Raw genomic sequence first — 18,500 nt, 5'->3', positions numbered from 1 at the left:
GGACTATAAAGCCGTAACTGCCCTGCTGGAACTTCCGGCTCCAAACCCCAGGGCCATGCTGGCCGATCGGGGTTATGACAGCGACAGTTTCCGCCAGGACCTGCTGATCCACGGGATCCTGCCGGTTATTCCCTCACGAAAAGGCCGCAGTGTTCCACAGAAAACAGACTGGCGACGTTACAGGGACCGCAACCGCATCGAGCGGATGTTCAACCACCTCAAGCAGATGCGCCGCATTGCGACCCGCTACGACAAGACCGCCCTGTCCTTCATAAGTTTCCTCAATATCGCCGCAGCAAGGCTCTGGATTGGATCTTTTGTCAACGGGACCTAGTTGAATCGTGCCTGGCGCGCTACTCATCAATGGGCTGGAGATAGACGGCGTGTCCGATTCACGCAGCTATCGTCTACCATTGAGATCAGAGTATTAAGTGGAGAGAGAGTTTACATCCCATCCTTAGAGTTACAATCTTGCCGCCGCAGTTGGTCACCTAGTTACGGTGGTCTGGTTTGGCCCGTTCCTGAGACGGGAAAAGCTATTGCACGCCCATCGAGTCAGACTCCCGATCAATCGGGAATTTCGTGGGATGCGAAGCGCAGTGTCGTTTGAACGTCGTGATTCGTTGGCTGAACAATGCATGGACTTGCAGCCGGAGCTTCGGTCATTCCTGAGACAGAGGCCAGACAACCCGATCTCAGATTCTTGGGAGTTTCTTGCCTACAGCTTTGAACGGGGATTCGAGGAAATGTGGGATCGCGCTCAGGCCGACCGTTCAATGAGCGCTCTCCAAAGGCCGCTTCTGATGCTCTGGCGGCAAAGCGTAGAACTTCACATTAAATCAGCCATCGCATACACTGCTGGCGAACTGAGAGGCAGTCTCGGTCATGATCTGAACAAATTGTTCAGCCGATTACTTCGGGAGCGCGCGACGCTCGGATATTGTGACAATGACGATCTTGCTCGACGCGTGCAGACTATGATCGCTGAGGTGCAATATTTCGATCCGTTGGCGGAACGCTTCCGCTATCCACACACGAAAGATGGTCGGCCATTCGACGATATTGAAGTGGATCTGGATCAGCTCTTTCAGGCGCATTGGATTATTACAACCTGGTGCCAGGGCGCCGAAATAGAAGTGGAACAGAGCCGCGGCATTTTCTGACGGTTCGCCCAGCGGTAAATTCTCTTTATTGGGTGTGCATATTTGAGAACGAAATCTGTTGAGACGAGGTTCTCATGTGGAAAAATATATTGACCTTGGTGTGATCTTGAATGGGGCGATTGACAGTTCTGTCTCTGGCCATAACCTAAATCTATTGGACAAATGACCGGGCGGCGGGTGTCGGAAATCTATTTTTGCGTCATGGATACCGCTTTGGAGAGAGGGGAAGAACTTTCGTCTTCGCAAAACGGTGTGATCGTTTTTTTGCCCATTCCCTCTGCAAAGGATGACCTGAGCAGTTTTTATCCCGTTTCGGGCTTCAGACCCTCACCAGAAAGACCGACGCGATGACTCTCGGCGTTCGCAATCGACGCGTTGATCTTTTACGCGGCGTCTCGATCCTTCTCGTTCTGCTGCATCATTTCAACATCGCGTATCATCTTCCCGACACGGCTTTGGGGCGATGGCTTTTGCCCGATTTCGTGCGGGCTGTGGCGCGGAACGGCAATTATGGAGTGACGATATTTTTTGTCATTTCGGGCTTTCTAATAACATCGAACTCGGAAAAGCGCTGGGGGACATTGCCCCGGACCGACGTTCGCTCTTTTTACGGGCTGCGGATCGCGCGCATCGTTCCCTGCCTTTTGCTTCTTTTGCTTATCGTCAACGGACTGGATGCGTCCGGGGTGACCATCTTCGGCAGCCACGATCCGGCGACGCATGAACCGGTTTCCCGATGGTTGGTGAACCTCGCGGCGCTGACTTTCTGGATGAATGTTCTGATTGGCCATATGGGGTGGGTCAATTACCCGCTCGGCGTGCTGTGGTCGCTGTCGGTGGAAGAGGTGTTTTATCTGACGTTTCCGCTGCTTGCCCGCCTGCTGCGCGACACGCGATGGATTGTGGGCGTGTGGCTGGCGGTGATCGTGGCGGGGCCGGTTTATCGTCTGTATCATCAGGGGGACGAGGGGGGATTCCTCTTCGCCTATTTTGCGTCGTTCGACGGAATCGCGATCGGATGCTGCACGGCGCTTCTGGCGCGTGGTCGCAGGCTCGACGAGCAGGTGGCGCGCATCGCGCAGCCTGTGGTCATAGCTGCGATGGTCTCTCTCTATTTATGGAAATCGATAGGTGCGACCAATGTGTATGGCGTGACGCTTATGGCGCTGTTTGCAGGCTTTCTGCTGTTGGCGGGTGACGCGCACCCGCAGGGGCCGCTTGTCCGGCGCAACGGCGTGCTACGTTGCGTCGAATGGTTCGGGCGACAGAGCTACGAACTTTACCTGTTTCATCTTGTTGTCCTGGGGTTGATGCGGTCGGTGTGGCCGCCAGCCAGCGTGCATGGAGACGAAAAGCTCGCGCTTTTGGCGTTTTTCATGATCGCGGCCTCCGGGTTGGCTGCGCTGATATCGCGCTGGTATTCGGAGCCGCTTAATCGTCGTCTCCGGTCCGCGCTGGTACGTGTTCAGGAGCGCAGCGGGGCGCGTATTCCGCAGTCAGGGACGGCTTGAAGCCGGAGGTTCGAGAGACAGCGCGGCGGCGGTCCGTACCGCGTCGGTGAGGCGTCGCAGGGCGCTGGCTTCAAGTCGGGCTGCCTGCCAATACAAAGGCACGTCGATTTCCTGGCCGGGGGCGAGGTCAATCAGGCGTCCGTCCGCCAGATGTGGACGGACGAGGGGCAGGGGATTCAGGCTCCACGCCACACCGATCATCGCGAGGTCGACGAAAGCGGCGGTCGATGGAGCCCAATGAGTCGGAGCGGACGGCTCGCCCCCGCATGCGGCGCGCATCCACCGGGTCAGGAGGGCGTCGCGACGGTCGAAGCGAAGTACTGGCGCTTCTGCGAGAGCGGTGGGCGTCACGCCGTTCGGGAAATAGCGCGCCGCGAAGGCGGGGCTTGCGCATGCGACGTAGCGTAATGCGCCGAGTTGCGTGATCTGACACCCCTGTACAGGATCGGGATCGGCCGTCACGGCCGCCAGAACTTCGCCGGAGCGCAGGCGTTGCGCTGTGTGGGCTTCGTCGTCGAGTTTGAGGTCCACCAGAACGCTGGTTGATGCGGTGAAGCGGGCCAGAGCGTCGGGAAACCAGGTCGCCAGGCTGTCCGCGTTGACAGCTATCCCGAGTGTGACGGCGCTTTCGGAGAGTGCGACTGCGCCCAGCGGCAACTGCGCCGCCAGATCGTTCTCCATCAGTCTGACCTTGTCGAGATGCGCGCATAGTAGCGCCCCGAGTTCGGTGGGCGCGCATGGTTTGCCGCGCACGATGGTCACGGCGCCGAGTTTCTCTTCGAGGCTGCGGACCCGTTGCGACACGGCGGAAGGGGTGATGCGGAGCCGTTCGGCTGCGCGTTCGAAGCCTCCTTCACGAATGACGGCGGCCATGGCGGAGAGGGCTGGGTAGTCGAGCATGAATTTAGAAAATCTTCATTTGGTTAAGAAAATCAAGTTTTACTTTCTTTGTGCAGAACGCCACACGGAGGCATGTCTTCATTGTCGTCCGCCGGGTTGGCCGGTTTCGCGTTGTCCTGTTCGCTGATCGCCGCGATCGGCGCCCAGAACATGTTCGTGCTGCAGCAGGGACTGCGTCGCAATCATGTGGGGCCGATCATTCTTTTCTGCACGATCTGCGACGCAGCCTTGATCAGCCTCGGCGTGAGCGGCATCGGCGCGCTGGTCCACGTGGCTCCGGCGATGCTCAGCTTTATGACGTACGGTGGGGCGGCTTTTCTGGCGTGGTATGGTCTGTCGGCCCTACGTCGGGCGATCCGCTCCGGTGGCATGGACGCCGATGGCGCGCCGCCGTTGCCGCTGGGCAAGGCTCTGGCCAGAACGGCGGCGTTTACGTTCCTGAACCCTCATGTGTATCTCGACACTGTGCTGCTGATGGGCGCTGCGGGCTCGGCCCAGCCTGTTGACGCCCGCCCCGCGTTCGTCGTGGGAGCCGCGTTGGCCAGCCTGGTATGGTTCGTTTCGTTGGGGTATGGCGCACGCGTTCTCGCTCCGGTGTTGGCGCGACCCACGGCGTGGCGGGTGCTCGACTGCGTGGTCGGGGTGACGATGCTGGCGATGGCGTTGAATTTGGTGGCGCGGGCGGCGCAATCGGCGTGAGGGAGCCTGTCATTTTGTGCTGTGAGTTGCGATGCTTGCTGTAAAATCGGATGAATTTTGAGATAGATAATTCACGCTATCGTATTATAATCGCAGGTCGAAAGATTGGCTTCTGTTGGTTAGCTATTTTGGTTATCCGAGCTTGCATCTGCGTAGCGTGCAGTTTGGTAGAATCCGCCTTCGCATGATGATAAATATCTTTTCATGATAGAAGATTGTTTGCGTTTTGCGTCGTTTGTTCACGTTGATGCCCGCGTGAACCTATGTGTTGCCGACGCTGAGGATATCCCATTCAATGAGGGGTGATTGAATGGGATATGTCCAATAGAATAGGTAAGGGTTTGAAGTTTTTCCTCTGATCCGGTGTTCAATGAAAAATCTCTGTCTCCGCTCACGGGGTGCGGAAATTTTCACTTATGGCTTCGGGTCTTTTCTGGAGCAAGCGTAAGGCGGCAGCCAGCATGCGTCGAGACGGAAGCCGATGTGCATACCCCAATATAGTTCGTTGTTGGGCGTATCTTGAAGCATTTCGGTGCCTGCGACTGCATGTCCACCTTGCATGTGCTCGCGTCGTACGACGCCGGAGAAAGGTGCCCGCAATGCGATCCAGCGATCACCTTGAGAGTCAGGCATTGCGCGGAAGTCGTTGATGTTACGCCATGCGTGCTGATTATCGTAAAGAACGCTGTGTTCAAAATAGGCGTCGGGCCAAGATGGGGGAGGTTCGGACTTCTGAACCATCCATATCGGCGCTGCGTCAGGCATTGTGCGATAGGGAAGGATCCGGATGCAGGTGACCAGATAAACGCCCACGAACGTCGCTGCCACGAGCTTCCAGCTTGCTCCGGTCAGTGCGCGACAGGCAATGAAGCCGAGTAACGCGAGACCGGGCAGCATCCACTTGAAATAATGCACATTGTTATAGCGCCAGAGGCCGGTGGGAATAAGGTCTACATAAGAAAAAAATAGCAGGGAGTAGCCCACGATAAGAATACTGAGCAGTACGAGGGCCCATTTTCCGTGCCGCTCAGCTACGAAGGGCGTGACGAGCAATCCGGCTAGACCAGGAGCGATCCATGGGAGGCGCTCCAGCAGGCCTGAGCCATAGGGAAACCAGGGGCGCGGCGTTAGAAGCAACATGTAAGTCTTCCAACCGAGACCTTCGAGGTGGAAGCCCATGCTGCGCGATTCGGTCATATATTGGGTTGGATGAAGACCATAAATAGCAAGATATAAGGCCGCGCTCGCAGTCCCGGCAAGCAAGGCGCCGCCAATCAATGCAAGGGAGCGTACGATTTTCTGTGTAATGTTTTCGCATTGTAGCAAGAGCGCGGCAAGTGTAATAATCAGCAGCGGCGCAGCGATTACTGCGTCAGTGGGACGCGTTACGGGCATAAAGGCAAGTATCGCGCCGAGCAGCGCGAGGCTGAACGCTCCTCTGGCCGCTGCTGGGGGAGGGGTGTGGTTGCTGGCAGTCCAGATTTCGTGTGCGGACAGTGCAAGTGCGTTCCATATGAGGGCGGCGGCTAATGTCGTGTTCCATGGCTCCGCCCATGCCGAACGGATGGACTGGCTGCCGCATGTTCCGAGCAAAAACAACAGCATCGCCGAGGTGCGAGTGATACCGCATGTCTGTGTAAAGCTGATGAATCCACGAGCGGTGAGAAGCAGGCACGCGAGATCTGGCAAAAAATACACTTGTCGTCCGAGCCATACGAATGGCGCACCGAGCAGAGCGTAACCAAAAGGATACCAGTGTTGATCAGGACGAAGGTCGCCATGAGCGAGGGCTAATGTTGACGCCCAATAGTGCGACTGGTCGAACCATAGCCACCACTCTGCTGGGCGACTTCTGCTGAGCCAGGGAACATAGGGGTTGGACCAATATGCGCTGGTATATAAGACTACCAGAAGGAAAAATCCTAATAATAGAGAATATTTTTCTGCACTTTTTGAAGGTTTTTCGTGGGATTTATTGAAAAATACATACATAATTTATCTGTTATTTTCATGATTTCAGTGTGTGGACGATAGAAAGGCGACCTGATTAGGAGGTCCGTATCGTGCAACGTTGTTTGCGTTTTTGCAATTAGGCTGTGCCTGGTTCTAAGTTCAATCACGGACTTCGGCTGATTTCCTATTGGGCCGTGTTGGCTATTTATCCAGAATGCTTCTCACAAAAAGTCCCCCTCTTGTGATCCTCTCGCGAAGCCCTATTTCATACGTCCATGAACACTCATCAGACGACGCCCCACGACCCGGTGGGGTGGCACGGAACGACGATCTTATGCGTGCGCCGCGGCGATGAAGTCGCCATGGCGGGCGACGGGCAGGTTACGCTCGGTAACACTGTGGTCAAGGGAAACGCCCGCAAGGTGCGCAGGATCGGCCCCAACGGCTTGATTTTGGCTGGCTTTGCTGGAGCTACAGCAGACGCCTTCACGCTGCTGGAGCGTCTTGAGGCGAAACTTGAGCGGTATCCGAATCAGCTGGAGCGGGCCTGCGTGGAGTTGACCAAGGATTGGCGCACTGATCGCTACCTGCGCCGACTGGAAGCCATGATGGCGGTGGCTGATGGTTCGCATTCCTACACGCTGACGGGCAATGGCGACGTGCTTGAACCCGAGGGCGGGATCATCGCCATAGGCTCCGGCGGTAATTATGCGCTGTCGGCCGCCCGTGCCCTGATGACGGTCGAGGATTTGAACGCCAGCGAGATCGCTCGGCGCGCCATGAAGATTGCTGGCGATATTTGCGTGTACACCAACCATTCGGTCACTCTTGAGGTGCTGTCTGGCAAAGAAGGAGCCACGCGATGAGCGTCCTTCATTTCTCGCCATCTGAAACGGTTGCGGAGCTTGATCGGTTCATCGTCGGGCAGACTGACGCAAAGCGGGCTGTGGCGATTGCGCTGCGTAACCGGTGGCGCCGGAGCCAGCTTCCAGACGCTCTGCGCGAAGAGGTGGTGCCGAAGAACATTCTGATGATCGGTCCGACCGGGTGCGGTAAGACCGAGATCGCCCGCCGTCTGGCCAAGCTCGCGCAGGCGCCCTTTCTGAAGGTCGAGGCGACCAAATTCACCGAGGTCGGTTATGTCGGGCGTGACGTCGAGAGCATCATTCGAGATCTCGTCGAGGCGTCGATCAATATGCTCCGCGATGTGCACAGACGTGATGTGCAGGCTCGCGCGGAAGATGCCGCGGAAAACCGGCTCGTGGACGCTCTGGTGGGCGAGAGCGCGTCAGCCGAGACGAAATCGAAGTTTCGCAAGATGTTGCGTGACGGCGTTCTGGAAGAAAAGGAAGTCGAGATCGCTGTTTCCGACCCGATCTCGGCAGGCGGCGGGGCGGAGATGCCCGGCATGCAGCCGGGCAGTGTCGTGAACTTCAACGACCTCATGAAAAATCTGATGAGCAGGGCGCCGCAGCAACGCCGCCTGAAAGTCCCCGTGGCGCGGGAGTTGCTCGTTCGTGAAGAAGCGGACAAGCTTCTGGATACGGAAGCGCTCACCCGCGAAGCCGTACAGAACGCGCAGGACAACGGGATCGTGTTTCTTGACGAGATCGACAAGGTTTGCGCGCGCTCATCTGAGAGCGGCGTACGTGGGGGCGACATTTCGCGCGAAGGCGTGCAGCGCGATCTTTTGCCGTTGATCGAAGGAACGACGATCTCGACCAAATACGGCGCGGTGAAGACTGACCACATCCTGTTTATCGCGTCGGGCGCGTTTCATCTGGCCAAGCCGTCTGATCTGTTGCCTGAACTTCAGGGGCGATTGCCGATTCGGGTCGAACTTGCGCCTCTGTCGCGTGATGATCTTCGCCGCATCCTGACCGAGCCGGAGCATTCGTTGCTGAAGCAGTACACGGCCCTTCTGAGTACAGAGGGCGTTACGCTTGAGTTCGCCGATGACGCTATCGATGCGCTGGCTGAACTTGCGGCCGACGTGAACGAGCGCGTCGAAAATATTGGAGCGCGTCGCCTTGCTACGGTGCTCGAAAAACTGCTGGAGGATGTGTCGTTCACGGCGTCCGAGCGCAAAGGGGACACTGTACGCGTCGACGCGTCGCTTGTTCGGGAGCGTGTCGCGCCGCTGGCGAACAAGAGCGATTTAAGCCGGTTCATCCTGTGAGCGGGGATCCTTTCGTTCGTCCGGTCGACGATACCGCGTCTGAGGCTATTGAGGCGATAGGCGACGAACTGGCGCTTTTCGACGACTGGATGGATCGGTACCAGTATATCATCGAACTCGGACGGAAATTGCCGCCGTTTCCTGGTGACTGGACGGATGATGCGCACCGCGTTCCCGGGTGCCAGAGTCAGGTCTGGCTGGAGGCGCACGTCGATTCTAGCGGCCGGATGTTCTTTGCGGGCGCGTCGGATGCGGCGATCGTTTCCGGGTTGGTGGCGCTGCTGCTGCGTGTTTATTCAGGTCGGGATCCGGAAGAAATTCTTGCGACGCAGCCGGCGTTTTTGAGCGACTTGGGATTGGTGCAGGCATTGTCAACTAATCGGGGAAATGGTGTCGAGGCGATGGCTCGCGCCATTAGATCAGCCGCCGCGCAAGCGAAAGAAGATTGATATGATGACAGGATTCTTCTGAAACTTTGTTGCTTCTTTGCTAATGCGCAAAGAGTTTTTGCGGGTGTAGTAAATTTTAAGATTTTCTGGGGGGTATTGTTATTTATCGGCGCGTTGAATTGTTGCCCCGTAATATTAGGTGACGCCCGCTGTTGGCGAGATAAATTTTTCTATAGAAATTTCGTGTTTTTATTTTAACGAGGCTTGCGTTTTTGGAAATTATCGGGATCAAAAGTCAGGCAGCAAGCTGCTGTGCGCCATATTTCTGAACGATATCAATTCATTAGGTGGTGTTTTGGCGCCGTGTGAAGTGGGACGCGAATTCGTCTTGAACACTGAATGCTGTCGCTTATGGCAGATTTCAACAGAGGGGTTGGTGAAAAGGGCCTGACGCTTTGGCGCTTCGATGTGGGAGCCTGCTACGTTTCAGCCATCCCCGCAGATTAAGCCAATGATTGAAGATGATCACCCCGTTGTGCTACCGGTGACAATCATTCTATGCGCCGACTGGAGAAAAGACGACATGGAAACGCCTGTCGAGGCTTGCGGGTCGGTCGTCTTCCCTGGCGTCTTGCCGACGCCCCCTGATTTGTCTCAATTGATTCTGCAAAAGGCGATGCTCGACGCGACGCCCGATTGCATCAAGATGATATCTGTGAGCGGCCGCCTGTTGATGATGAATAGAGCGGGCTGCCTGGCTTTGGGCGTTGCAGAGGACTCCGGTTTTGGAATGCCCTGGATACCACTGCTGCCAGAGGACGTTCATCAGTCTGGACTGGTGGCGCTTGGCAGGGCGGCTAGCGGGGAAAACGCCCGCTTTCACGGAAAGAGCGAGTCCGCGGAAGGCACAAAATATTGGGATAATTTGCTGACGCCTGTCATGGACTCGTCTGGCGGCGTGCAGTTCATTCTTTGTGTGTCTCGAGATGTGACAGAGAAGACGATACTTGAGTGGGAGGTGGAAGAATCTATCAAGAGAGAAAAATTATTATCAAAAGAGATGCGTCACCGTGTGAAAAATCTTTTTTCCGTTGTGTCCGGCCTCATTGTTATTGCAGAGAAAGAGGCTGCCGCCGAAGACGCGCCGGAGGACGCTACGTGTATTCTTCGGGAGAAACTCGAGGCGCTGTCGCGCGCCACGGACGCAGCTTTTGCGGACAGGAGTGTGGCGGACGCTGATGTAACGGTGATCGGGGTGCATTCCCTTGTCAATTCTGTGTTGCGTCCTTATGGAAGCCGCTGTTCGGTTGTCGGTGGAGACGCCTTGCTGCGCAACGTCATGATGACGACGCTGACATTGTTCTTGCATGAACTTGCTACAAATTCTGTGAAATACGGAGCCCTTGGCAGTGACGGGGGGCAGGTTACTGTTCGGTGTGTTGCGGAAAACCAGTCGCTGGACATGACATGGCTTGAAGTGGGGGGGCCGAAAATTTCAACGTCCCCCAAATCTGAGGGGTTTGGGAGCGAAATGATAGATCGTATTGTGCGGTCTGCTGGCGGGACGATCAATCGGACCTGGCACTCTGAAGGGTTGGTTGTTGATCTGTGTTTACCTAGCGCTATTCAGTTTCAACATCTGAACTCTTGAGTGAATTTTTATTATCGATGACTTGTAAAAATGAATTTCTGGAATTTGTTGTAATTAAAATTTGTTTTAAATAATTACTGTATCATAAGAAAAGTTTTGAGGAACATTATTTGTGTAATTTTGGCGTCATCGACGGGTTGGATCACTTTACGAAAAAATTTATATAGGCGTTGATTTCGAGAAATAATGCAGACGATATACTTGTTGGAATTTTTTTTGATCTATTTTTGATAAAATTTATTTTTCTTCGTATTGAACGAATTCCGAGTGTGTTTCGATTTCTCGCGATACAGGTAGACTTGGGGATGTAATATTTCAACCGCTGTTATGACAAAGCTCGCAGTGTGATCATGCTGGGTGGCGTGCCGACGTCGTTTGACTTGTTTTCCCAGTGTCAAGGCGGCGTGCTTGTCCTGTCGGGTGGCAATTGGAGTATCAAAGGAATGGCGCTCAATATCATCACGGCGCGTCTATTGCTTATAGGGGCAATTCACAATTGGTTATGAGTTGAACCGCTTCTATCGTGTCGCTACTAAACGGCTGTCCCAGCAATCAGTGTCGTATTGGGAGCTACATAAACTGGCTGACCTGCTGCGGTTACACCAATCTGGGCTCCATTTTGCCATGGTGTCGAGCGGTCCAGGATCAAGTGGGCGTCATCGGCCGAAACCACATAAGAGGCGCCGATCCCAACGGGCGACCAGCATGCGATAGGCCAGGAGATCGCCGCCGGATCGAGCCCGGAAACCGATGAGAATAATCCCAGACGCGCGCATACGGGCAGTGTGGCAGTGGCGGTGTTAAACACTGGTTGGGTGTCGGCGCGCGTTTCGTTGCCGCCGCCAAGAGCCTGAAAAGTCGTGGGAATGCGGGCGTATCCGGGCGTCGTCACCTCGTTCCCGTTTTCGAGAAGCAACCCGATCCATCCCTGAAAGAAGTAGTTCAACCGTAAGTTCCTTTTATCCTGTTCGGTGGAGGCACCTGTGTCCCCGGGGAAAAGGATTCGATATGAATGTTCGAATAACCTTTGTGGAGGAGTAATGGCAGTCTCCACCCGGTTAGGCCTTCGCAAGCGGAGGTAATTTCTGACGTATCGTCCGTTGGGGGTTTGACGGAGCGAATGTAAGCTTCTAAAGCTACGGGCGCTGCGACAGTGTCTGCGTGACGCTTCGCTACGCGGAGGGGTGGCCGAGAGGCTGAAGGCGGCGGTTTGCTAAACCGTTATACGCTTAACCGCGTATCGTGGGTTCGAATCCCATCCCCTCCGCCAGAGCGACCCATATTCTCTTTATAAATCAACAAGTTGCTGCGATTGAAAAAATTGCGTCCTGTATGTTGTCCCTCATACGGATTGCGCTTTAGGGAGCATTCGAGCGCGCTCGTGAGGTGCGATTCTGTTCGCCCAGCCCCAAAGCGAACCGTCCCAGCATCGCCGCCTCGGCCCGTCCGTCATCCTTCTTCCGCTTGAACAGGTCGGCGCTGGTCGGGAAAAGCTGCATGGCCCGCGTCCGCGCCCCGTCCTTGTCGGCAGGGCATCGCATGGCCTTCTTCCAAACTGCCGGGATCACGGTAGTAAGAGGCAGGCCCAGCGTGGCGACAACGCCCTCGATCACGCCGACGCCGCGTCCGAATGAGAATGCGCCCGCCGGTCCTTCGCCCGGCCTCGCGTTCACCTTCTCAAGCCACACCTCTGACGGATCGTGCGCGCGGATCATGGTCGCCAGAAGCGGCGCAGACACGACGTTGCGGACCTTACCAGAGACCGTGACCACGCTTGTCGGCATGTCGAGAATTTCGATCAGCCCGCCACGGTCGTTCAGCACGGCGATGGCGCCTGTGATGCCGGGATCGATCGCGATGACTGGCCGGGTTGATGCACGACATGGTTCAGACGGCATACGCCACCAACCCGGCGAAGTCAGGTCGCGCCGCCTCTATAAGTGTCGTCCACAATCCGCCCGGCGTTTCCGACTGAAGGTCGTGCTGAACCTTGATCGCAACCCATACGCCATTCGATGGCGAGTGAAGCGCGGTCTTCGACAGGCCGTTCAACTGCCCGTAATTGTTCACCCACGCTGCCGGTGAATATTTGCTGTCCAGCTTGATTGTCGTGTGGAAGCCTATGCTGCTGTTGAACAGCGTCCGCACCGAAACGCCATATTGCGAATACGCCGGATATCCCATCATGCCATTGTCGGCGGATATCTCGACCTGCGCGCTGTCAGCCTTGACCTGCTCGGGCCAGATCGAAAGCACATTCATGGCGACGCAATAGGTGATGCGGGTAGCGGCAGCCACGGCCTGCATCTGCATCGCCGCCGTTCCCTCGTAATAAACGCCGCCAGCGAGAACCTGAGTGACGCCGTTATTTTGGAACGTCAGACCGGCTTTATCTGCGATAGTCTTCATGATGTCGGCGACAGCAACGCTATCCTTGAAGGAGGTCGTCGAAATCTTCATTGCTGCCGGGATCGCCATGGTCTGCGCCATGACTACGAAAGCGATGTTCGGCGCTCCACTGAAATCAATAAAGGCTTCGACAACGCCATCTGAAAATACTGCCTGATATGGGCCGCCGTCTGACGCAAGAACGGTGACGCTGTTTTGGCTCTGCTGCACGAACCCGGCCTGAAGTGTGGAGAGCCTGTTCATATCGGAGAGATGCATACCTTCGATACGCAGCGCGCACGTGACGCCGCTTTCGAAGGCTGCATTCTCGATCTGGCATGAGACGCGGTGCCCCAGAATATCCAATGTTTCATCGCCTCCGTTGAATCCGTTGTCGACGATATCAAAGGAAATTTTTAGTTTCTTTTTCGTGAAGCTGGAATCAGTCATGCTTTGTGTCCCGGCAAATCATGGATGGAAAAGCGGTGAATTTCAAAATAAGCCTGCGCCCTGGGCGAAGGCGGCCACCTGAGCGTCGCTCAAAGCCTGCGTCTGAACGTTGCCGCTGTTCTGCTGCGTCTCGCCGCTTGGCTCTTGAGCCGCTGTAGCTTTACGGCTCACGGCAGTAAGCCTTATTTCTTGCAGCATGATATCCGCATACAGCAGATACAGCCCCCGATCTGCCGCGCGCCGGATGGAGTATCCGACCACGTTCATGTTCGGGTAGGTCGCTTCAGGGGTCGTCGCCGTATAGAGCGTCGTGTTAGCGACAAGCGCTTCGAGCGCGGCGAGGAACCTTTTTCGGATTGTCGATCCGCCTGTCGCTCCGGTCGTGAACGTCGAGACGAGATTGTCAATCGCGCTCGTGTCGCCATAACTCATCGTCGAGCCATCGCACAGCACTTCAAGCATGATCTGCCGTGGCTGTTTCACCTTGTTATAGGACATGAACGCGCCGTTCTCTTGCGGAGCGTCCGTGACCTGATATCCAACGCGCATATCAATCGCGCGCACGCGGCCCGACGTGATGACGGCGCTGTTGCTTGAATCGAACAGACCCCATTGCGAAGATGCGTTCTGCACCAGATAGGATTGCAGGAGCGTGTCGAGTTCCACCGACGCGACGGCTTCCGCCGACGTGATGACGGTGGACCAGAGCTTCGGGACGCCAGAGCCCGCGATGACGTTCGCCGTCACGGGTTGGGCAACTGTGGTCATGGCCATTATTGGATCCTCCCGATAAGATTTTTCCTAATCCTCACTTGGTCCATCCTTCACTTCGAATGCGACGGAATCTCTCATCTGCCCCGACCAGATGAGGGGTTTTCCTGGAGGCGCGGTTGCACCCTCCCTAACGTCCCTCATCGCCTTCCAGACATCCGCGACCGTCATCCTGTCAGGAACAGGGAATCGGTCTTTCAGAAGGCTGGTCAAAGGGGAGTTCGCGGGTTCGGTAAATGATTCTATTTCTTTGACAATCTGGTCTTTTATCTTTTCGCCGACCATTCCGAGCGCCTTCTCGACGTCGTAATCCGTCGCTAAGAGCGCAGCAGCCATCTGCTTCGGCCAGTCATCCTTGTTCTCAGCGATGGCGTTTCGCATGAATGGCCGGGGCGGAGATGTCGCGGTTCCAAACTCGTTGAAAGCCGCGATCGTGGCTGGGGGGATCTCCTGCTTGCTTTCCTCATCTCCTGACAGGAAGCCAACGTTGACGTGAGCGCCCTGCGCCACTTTCTTTTGAAGTGCGGCGATAGCGGCTTCCCAACCGGGGCCGCCTGTGGATTTCATTGCCATATTCTATTGGCTTTCATAAAGCATGCGTCGGGGAATCGAGCCGAAAAGACTGGTGCCCTTCTGCGCCTCGTGATATGTGTTGGACGTGCCTTCTGGTTCGGGAAGGGGGAGGCCCGGCATAGCCTCCCCCTTGTTCCTCGCCACTACCGCGCCCCAGAAAACAGACCGCGCTTTGCTGGCGTTTTTTCTCCAGGAAGCGGAGCAAGGTGGTTCGCGCTCAAAGCTGACGCCATGGTGAGCCACGCCTCCGAAGTCACGATAGGCGCGGACACCTGAATGCGGGACCGGTCGTTACCGCAACGCGACCCGAGCATCTGCGCTGCAATAGGCCATGTTTTCGGAAATGGCCCACGTTCCAGTCCGTCAGGGACGCCCAGACTGTGCAGAGACCGCAACTCTCCGGTGATCTGAATAAACCGCTGCTCAAGGGTAACGGCTTCCTCGATCAGGCTGGCGTAAACCGGGCTGGCTTCGATAACCGTAGCGATGGCGCTCCGCCGGTCATGCTGGAGCATCGTAAGCCTGTCCTGCAACTCATCCTGTCGGCGAATGATCTCAGTGCGGCGGGCGTCGCACTGGTCAATCTGTTCCTGCGCCTTGCTGATTGCGGCTTCAGCTTTCGCTATCTCGGGCGCTTCTTTCATGTCCCAGCCAAGCATCTCGTCCACCTGACGAACGGCAAGAATGGATTTCTGGCAGTGGAGATAGTCCTCAGCCTCGTCCTTCGCTTTCTGTGCTGCGTCCTGCTGGCAGCGGCTTTCGATGCGAAGGTCCGACAGTTTGGCGATGTCGCTTTCGACGCGAGCAATGTCCGTATTCAATTCACCCAGACGGGCGCGGGCGTTCTGATAGGCGGTCATAATCAGAGAACCTTGATGCGCGAGGCAGGGGCGAGCACGCCAGCTAGGGGCGTTGTGCTGGAACGCCAGCCGGTATTCGACGACAGGCCGCGCACCGCGGGGCGGCGGTCCATGGCCGTTTCAGGGGCGCTCACGCCGAGGGCTGCATCCAGTTTGGCGAGCCAACTGGCGTTGAACTGCTCCCGGTCGGGGGCGCTGGAAGGATCGCGGAGGAAGTCCATGCGTTCCTGAATAATGTTTTCGAGATCAGTGGCCATTTTTTTGAAATCCATGGAGGGGAGGGAATCGCCAATGACAGCGTCCGGCACGCGCGGAGCCGCCACGAGAGCGAGGTGGTTGAAGTGGATGTCGGTCATGACGCCGTCATAGGGTTCGCCGTTCAGGAACCCGGCTTCACGGATTGCCCGATAGCGGTATCCCGCCGAAACAGACCGCATCTTTCCGGACTGGATGGCGGAGATCGCCTCTGGCGCCCAAAAGCTGAGAGAGCCGACCAGTCTGGGGAAATCGAAATGCACATCGGAACCGACAGCGCCAATCACCTGATCTTTCGGGTGGGCGTCGGCGGTCGACGTGATGTGCTCCATCATGATCGGCTTGCCGTTCAGCGTGTCAGCCGACGCCCTGAGCGCGTCCGCGTCGCGATAGAGGCGATACATGCGGTCAGGCTCGAACCCCAGACGGCCAGCGTCGGGAATTTCCCAGCCCCAGTATTCCGAGATCACGGCGGACGACAGCGTGCATGTCTCGACGAACAGGTGTCCGTCCTTGTCCACTCGTCGCACGGAGCGGTCATACGCGAGCGACACGCGCCTGCCCCCGAGGGACGAGAGAGACCTTGCCATTTTATTTCTTTCCTGAGTGTGGTGGGTCATATTCGCGCTATGTCGGCGGCGGTGAAGCGCATCGGCTTTCTGGTCGACGCTGAGACGATGACGCCCGCGATGGCGTTGGCTACGTCGTCATGGCCACCGGGGGCATGATCGACTGAATCCCTGCCGCTGCGGGCTGTCCTGCGTTCCAGACCGCAGAACTGACGTTCGATCTGCTTGAGATCCAGCAACTCGACCTTGCCCGCGTTCATTTTGGGCAGCATTTCGAGGTAGAGGCCCGAGCGATCCTTTTCGCTCAGGTGGTAATTGACGCCGTGCACCCTGAAGCGTTCACGCGGCCACTCGCCGCCGTAACGGTCTCCGGTGACTGACTTCAGCCCGTAGGACTTGATGGTGTCGGCCATCTCCCGCGTTGCGGCGTCGGGAGAGAAGGGGGCTTTGATCTCGCGGACGCAATCGAGAACCGTGATGTCGCCCTGTTCGTGGGCGATGGCGAGCGTGAAGCTGTCGGACGAGCCGCCGCTGGGATCGCAGAAGGCCCGATAGCGGACGCCCCGGATGAACGGCAGTTCAAACCGGCCAGGGGCAGTGCAGGCCGACACAACCTCGGGCGTGACGAACGAGGCGATGTCAGACCGAAACTCCGCGCCATACTCGGCGGAGGCTTTCTCCGGGTCTTCCTCGTAAGCCTCGCGCTCTTCCTGTTCGTCGAACGAGGGGTTCATGGTCCGCGTGCTTGCTTTCCACACCAGCGTCGTCGCGGCTTCCTGCCCGTAGTGCTTGCGGAAGGTCTTCCACAGCACGCCACGGCGGGCGTAGGGAGAGGACGCTAGCAGGAGCATCGAGCCGGGGATGGTCGCAAGGCCGGGGCGCAAGGCGGTGATGATTTCCTCATCCGGGTTCGCGCCGGTGTCGTCGCGCCAGAACGCCACCTCGTCACACAGCACGGCGGCGTAGGTGTAGCCGCGCGTTCCTCGGAAGCTGGCGGTCCCGATCTCGATCACCACCCGACGTTTGCCGAGTTCGATGGTCTCGTTCGTCTCGCTGGTGACTTCAGCCTCGATGGCGGGAACTGAATTGATCAGGCCGCGCACGTAGCGAAAGATGGTTCGGGCCTGCCTGCGGTCGGCGGCGATGATGCCGACAGTAGCGACCTCGCCAGCCGACAGGTGGGAACGGTAGTCACGCAGGGTCGCGAGGCACGTTCCGAGCAGGGCGAGCATGCGGCTCTTGCCTGCGCGACGGCCACAGATCAGGGCGGCGCGTCGGAACGGGGAGACGGGAAGGTCGAGACGCCCTGTGCAGGCCCGAATAAGCTCCGCCTGCGTCTCTGTCGCCGGGAGGGCCAGCAGCGCCGCCAGAAACGCTTTCCATGCGTCCCATGAGGCGTCTGTGAACTCTTCGCCAAACAGGGCGGGATCGTGCATCGCGTCGAGGATGCTGATCTCGCTCATGCGCTGGCCCTGCGGCTGGCGAGAAGGGAGTCGAGGCTGGGGATCGGCGCGACGTCATGCTCAGGCTGGTCGAGACCAAGGCGGGTCAGCAGCTTCGCCATGGTGTTCGTCCACGCGAGGTATTGCCGTGCGTCACGCTCACCGGGGGCCGTTCCTGCCATCTTGCGGTCGAGCAGCGATAGGTGAAGGCGTATCCACGCCACCCGTTCGACAAGGGCGATCTGGGTGACAGTCGGCTTCTTGCCGAGATGCGCGAGCAGTTCCCGGCGCGTCTCTTTGACCAGCCGCGCCTCTTTCGACCTTCCGTCGAGTTTCGCCACCGCATCGGGGCGAGAATAGGGGTTTATGCGCTTCATATGGTATTCGTACCATGGGTGTTTCGGGGTGTTCAAGAACGTATTCAACAACATACCTGTTGTATTCGTGATGTGTGATCTGAGTGTGAGTATATGCGAGTCGTTTAGAGTTCTAATGAGCATCATTTATTTGAGGAAAATAAATTGAATATTTTTCCGCAGAATTGGCGTCGATATGAACGTGCGGGGTTCGGTTGCTCCTGTAGACACCGATCAACGCGAGATATCGGCTGATTTCTGCCGTTAAATTATAGGTTCGGATTTCATGTCCACCATGATGTCCCTCTTAAAGATGAGAGGAAGCGGGAAACCAGATCGGAGCGCGGTCTCTGAAAGGCATCGGCGCAAGTAAAAGTTTTGCGGAAAATTC

Annotated in this window: 19 protein-coding genes and 1 tRNA gene; 9 read left to right on the top strand and 11 right to left on the bottom strand. The window is 56.9% G+C overall.

The genetic code is table 11. From position 1 onward, the window contains the following. The 3 genes from G442_RS0113810 to G442_RS0113800 form a co-directional block, all read left to right on the top strand. On the top strand, positions 1-334 hold a 334-nt coding region (locus tag G442_RS0113810), incomplete at its 5' end, for a transposase (RefSeq protein ID WP_084440607.1). A 265-nt stretch (positions 335-599) separates the two neighbouring features. After that, positions 600-1,163 (top strand): hypothetical protein, encoded by a 564-nt coding sequence (locus G442_RS0113805; RefSeq protein ID WP_246789454.1) that lies wholly within the window; start codon positions 600-602, stop codon positions 1,161-1,163. Between the two features lie 347 nt (positions 1,164-1,510). Continuing rightward, positions 1,511-2,674 carry an acyltransferase family protein gene (locus tag G442_RS0113800; protein WP_026398466.1) on the top strand — a complete coding sequence of 388 codons (1,164 nt, stop codon included), beginning with the start codon at positions 1,511-1,513 and terminating at the stop codon, positions 2,672-2,674. On the opposite strand, the gene G442_RS0113795 is transcribed toward G442_RS0113800, so the two are convergent. After that, entirely contained in the window at positions 2,660-3,574 is a 915-nt protein-coding gene (locus G442_RS0113795) for a LysR family transcriptional regulator ArgP (RefSeq protein WP_026398465.1), read from the bottom strand. The two genes, G442_RS0113800 and G442_RS0113795, sit on opposite strands and share 15 nt — an antisense overlap. A gap of 72 nt (positions 3,575-3,646) precedes the next feature. Here G442_RS0113795 and G442_RS0113790 point away from each other — a divergent pair, with 72 nt between their 5' ends. Then, entirely contained in the window at positions 3,647-4,273 is a 627-nt protein-coding gene (locus tag G442_RS0113790) for a LysE/ArgO family amino acid transporter (protein ID WP_026398464.1), read from the top strand. Positions 4,274-4,687: 414 nt separating this feature from the next. Here G442_RS0113790 and G442_RS0113785 read toward each other — a convergent pair whose 3' ends face one another. Continuing rightward, positions 4,688-6,265, bottom strand: a complete 1,578-nt coding sequence (locus G442_RS0113785) for a hypothetical protein (RefSeq protein WP_146882495.1) — start codon at positions 6,263-6,265, stop codon at positions 4,688-4,690. Positions 6,266-6,501: 236 nt separating this feature from the next. Here G442_RS0113785 and hslV point away from each other — a divergent pair, with 236 nt between their 5' ends. From hslV to G442_RS0113765, 4 genes are all read left to right on the top strand, one after another. Beyond that, entirely contained in the window at positions 6,502-7,092 is a 591-nt protein-coding gene (hslV, locus tag G442_RS0113780; protein ID WP_026398462.1) for an ATP-dependent protease subunit HslV, read from the top strand. After that, entirely contained in the window at positions 7,089-8,405 is a 1,317-nt protein-coding gene (hslU, locus tag G442_RS0113775; protein ID WP_026398461.1) for an ATP-dependent protease ATPase subunit HslU, read from the top strand. The genes hslV and hslU overlap by 4 nt, the downstream gene beginning before the upstream one ends. Then, on the top strand, positions 8,402-8,854 hold the full coding sequence (locus G442_RS0113770) for a SufE family protein (protein WP_026398460.1): 453 nt from the start codon (positions 8,402-8,404) through the stop codon (positions 8,852-8,854). The genes hslU and G442_RS0113770 overlap by 4 nt, the downstream gene beginning before the upstream one ends. Positions 8,855-9,470: 616 nt before the next feature. Beyond that, positions 9,471-10,445, top strand: coding sequence for a PAS domain-containing protein (locus G442_RS0113765; protein ID WP_161628369.1), 975 nt, complete (start codon positions 9,471-9,473; stop codon positions 10,443-10,445). Positions 10,446-10,977: 532 nt separating this feature from the next. Here G442_RS0113765 and G442_RS0113760 read toward each other — a convergent pair. Beyond that, entirely contained in the window at positions 10,978-11,391 is a 414-nt protein-coding gene (locus tag G442_RS0113760) for a hypothetical protein (protein WP_026398458.1), read from the bottom strand. Positions 11,392-11,623: 232 nt separating this feature from the next. On the opposite strand from G442_RS0113760, the gene G442_RS0113755 reads away from it, so the two are divergent. Next, positions 11,624-11,715: transfer RNA gene (locus tag G442_RS0113755), tRNA-Ser, on the top strand. Positions 11,716-11,803: 88 nt separating this feature from the next. Here G442_RS0113755 and G442_RS22375 read toward each other — a convergent pair. From G442_RS22375 to G442_RS0113710, 8 genes are all read right to left on the bottom strand, one after another. Further along, positions 11,804-12,343, bottom strand: a complete 540-nt coding sequence (locus tag G442_RS22375; RefSeq protein WP_051292327.1) for a RuvC family protein — start codon at positions 12,341-12,343, stop codon at positions 11,804-11,806. Beyond that, a complete protein-coding gene (locus G442_RS0113745) occupies positions 12,333-13,283 on the bottom strand; it encodes a baseplate hub protein (protein ID WP_026398457.1) in 951 nt (316 codons plus the stop codon). Before G442_RS0113745 ends, G442_RS22375 begins: the two co-directional genes overlap by 11 nt. 42 nt (positions 13,284-13,325) lie before the next feature. Beyond that, a complete protein-coding gene (locus tag G442_RS0113740; protein WP_026398456.1) occupies positions 13,326-14,057 on the bottom strand; it encodes a phage baseplate protein in 732 nt (243 codons plus the stop codon). A 27-nt stretch (positions 14,058-14,084) separates the two neighbouring features. Further along, the gene (locus G442_RS0113735; protein ID WP_246789453.1) at positions 14,085-14,621 is read right to left on the bottom strand and encodes an HK97-gp10 family putative phage morphogenesis protein; all 537 of its coding nucleotides are present in this window, start codon (positions 14,619-14,621) and stop codon (positions 14,085-14,087) included. A 149-nt stretch (positions 14,622-14,770) separates the two neighbouring features. After that, positions 14,771-15,487, bottom strand: a complete 717-nt coding sequence (locus tag G442_RS0113725; RefSeq protein ID WP_026398454.1) for a hypothetical protein — start codon at positions 15,485-15,487, stop codon at positions 14,771-14,773. 2 nt (positions 15,488-15,489) lie between these two features. Further along, on the bottom strand, positions 15,490-16,332 hold the full coding sequence (locus tag G442_RS22370; RefSeq protein ID WP_051292326.1) for a DUF2213 domain-containing protein: 843 nt from the start codon (positions 16,330-16,332) through the stop codon (positions 15,490-15,492). A gap of 26 nt (positions 16,333-16,358) precedes the next feature. Then, the gene (locus G442_RS0113715) at positions 16,359-17,774 is read right to left on the bottom strand and encodes a hypothetical protein (RefSeq protein WP_035376640.1); all 1,416 of its coding nucleotides are present in this window, start codon (positions 17,772-17,774) and stop codon (positions 16,359-16,361) included. Beyond that, positions 17,771-18,130, bottom strand: coding sequence for a hypothetical protein (locus G442_RS0113710; RefSeq protein ID WP_026398452.1), 360 nt, complete (start codon positions 18,128-18,130; stop codon positions 17,771-17,773). The genes G442_RS0113715 and G442_RS0113710 overlap by 4 nt, the downstream gene beginning before the upstream one ends. Positions 18,131-18,500 lie beyond the last annotated feature (370 nt).

Source organism: Acetobacter nitrogenifigens DSM 23921 = NBRC 105050, assembly GCF_000429165.1.
GTDB lineage: Bacteria > Pseudomonadota > Alphaproteobacteria > Acetobacterales > Acetobacteraceae > Acetobacter > Acetobacter nitrogenifigens.
Note: the sequence above shows the minus strand (reverse complement) of the source record. Positions and strands in the feature narration are given on the sequence as shown.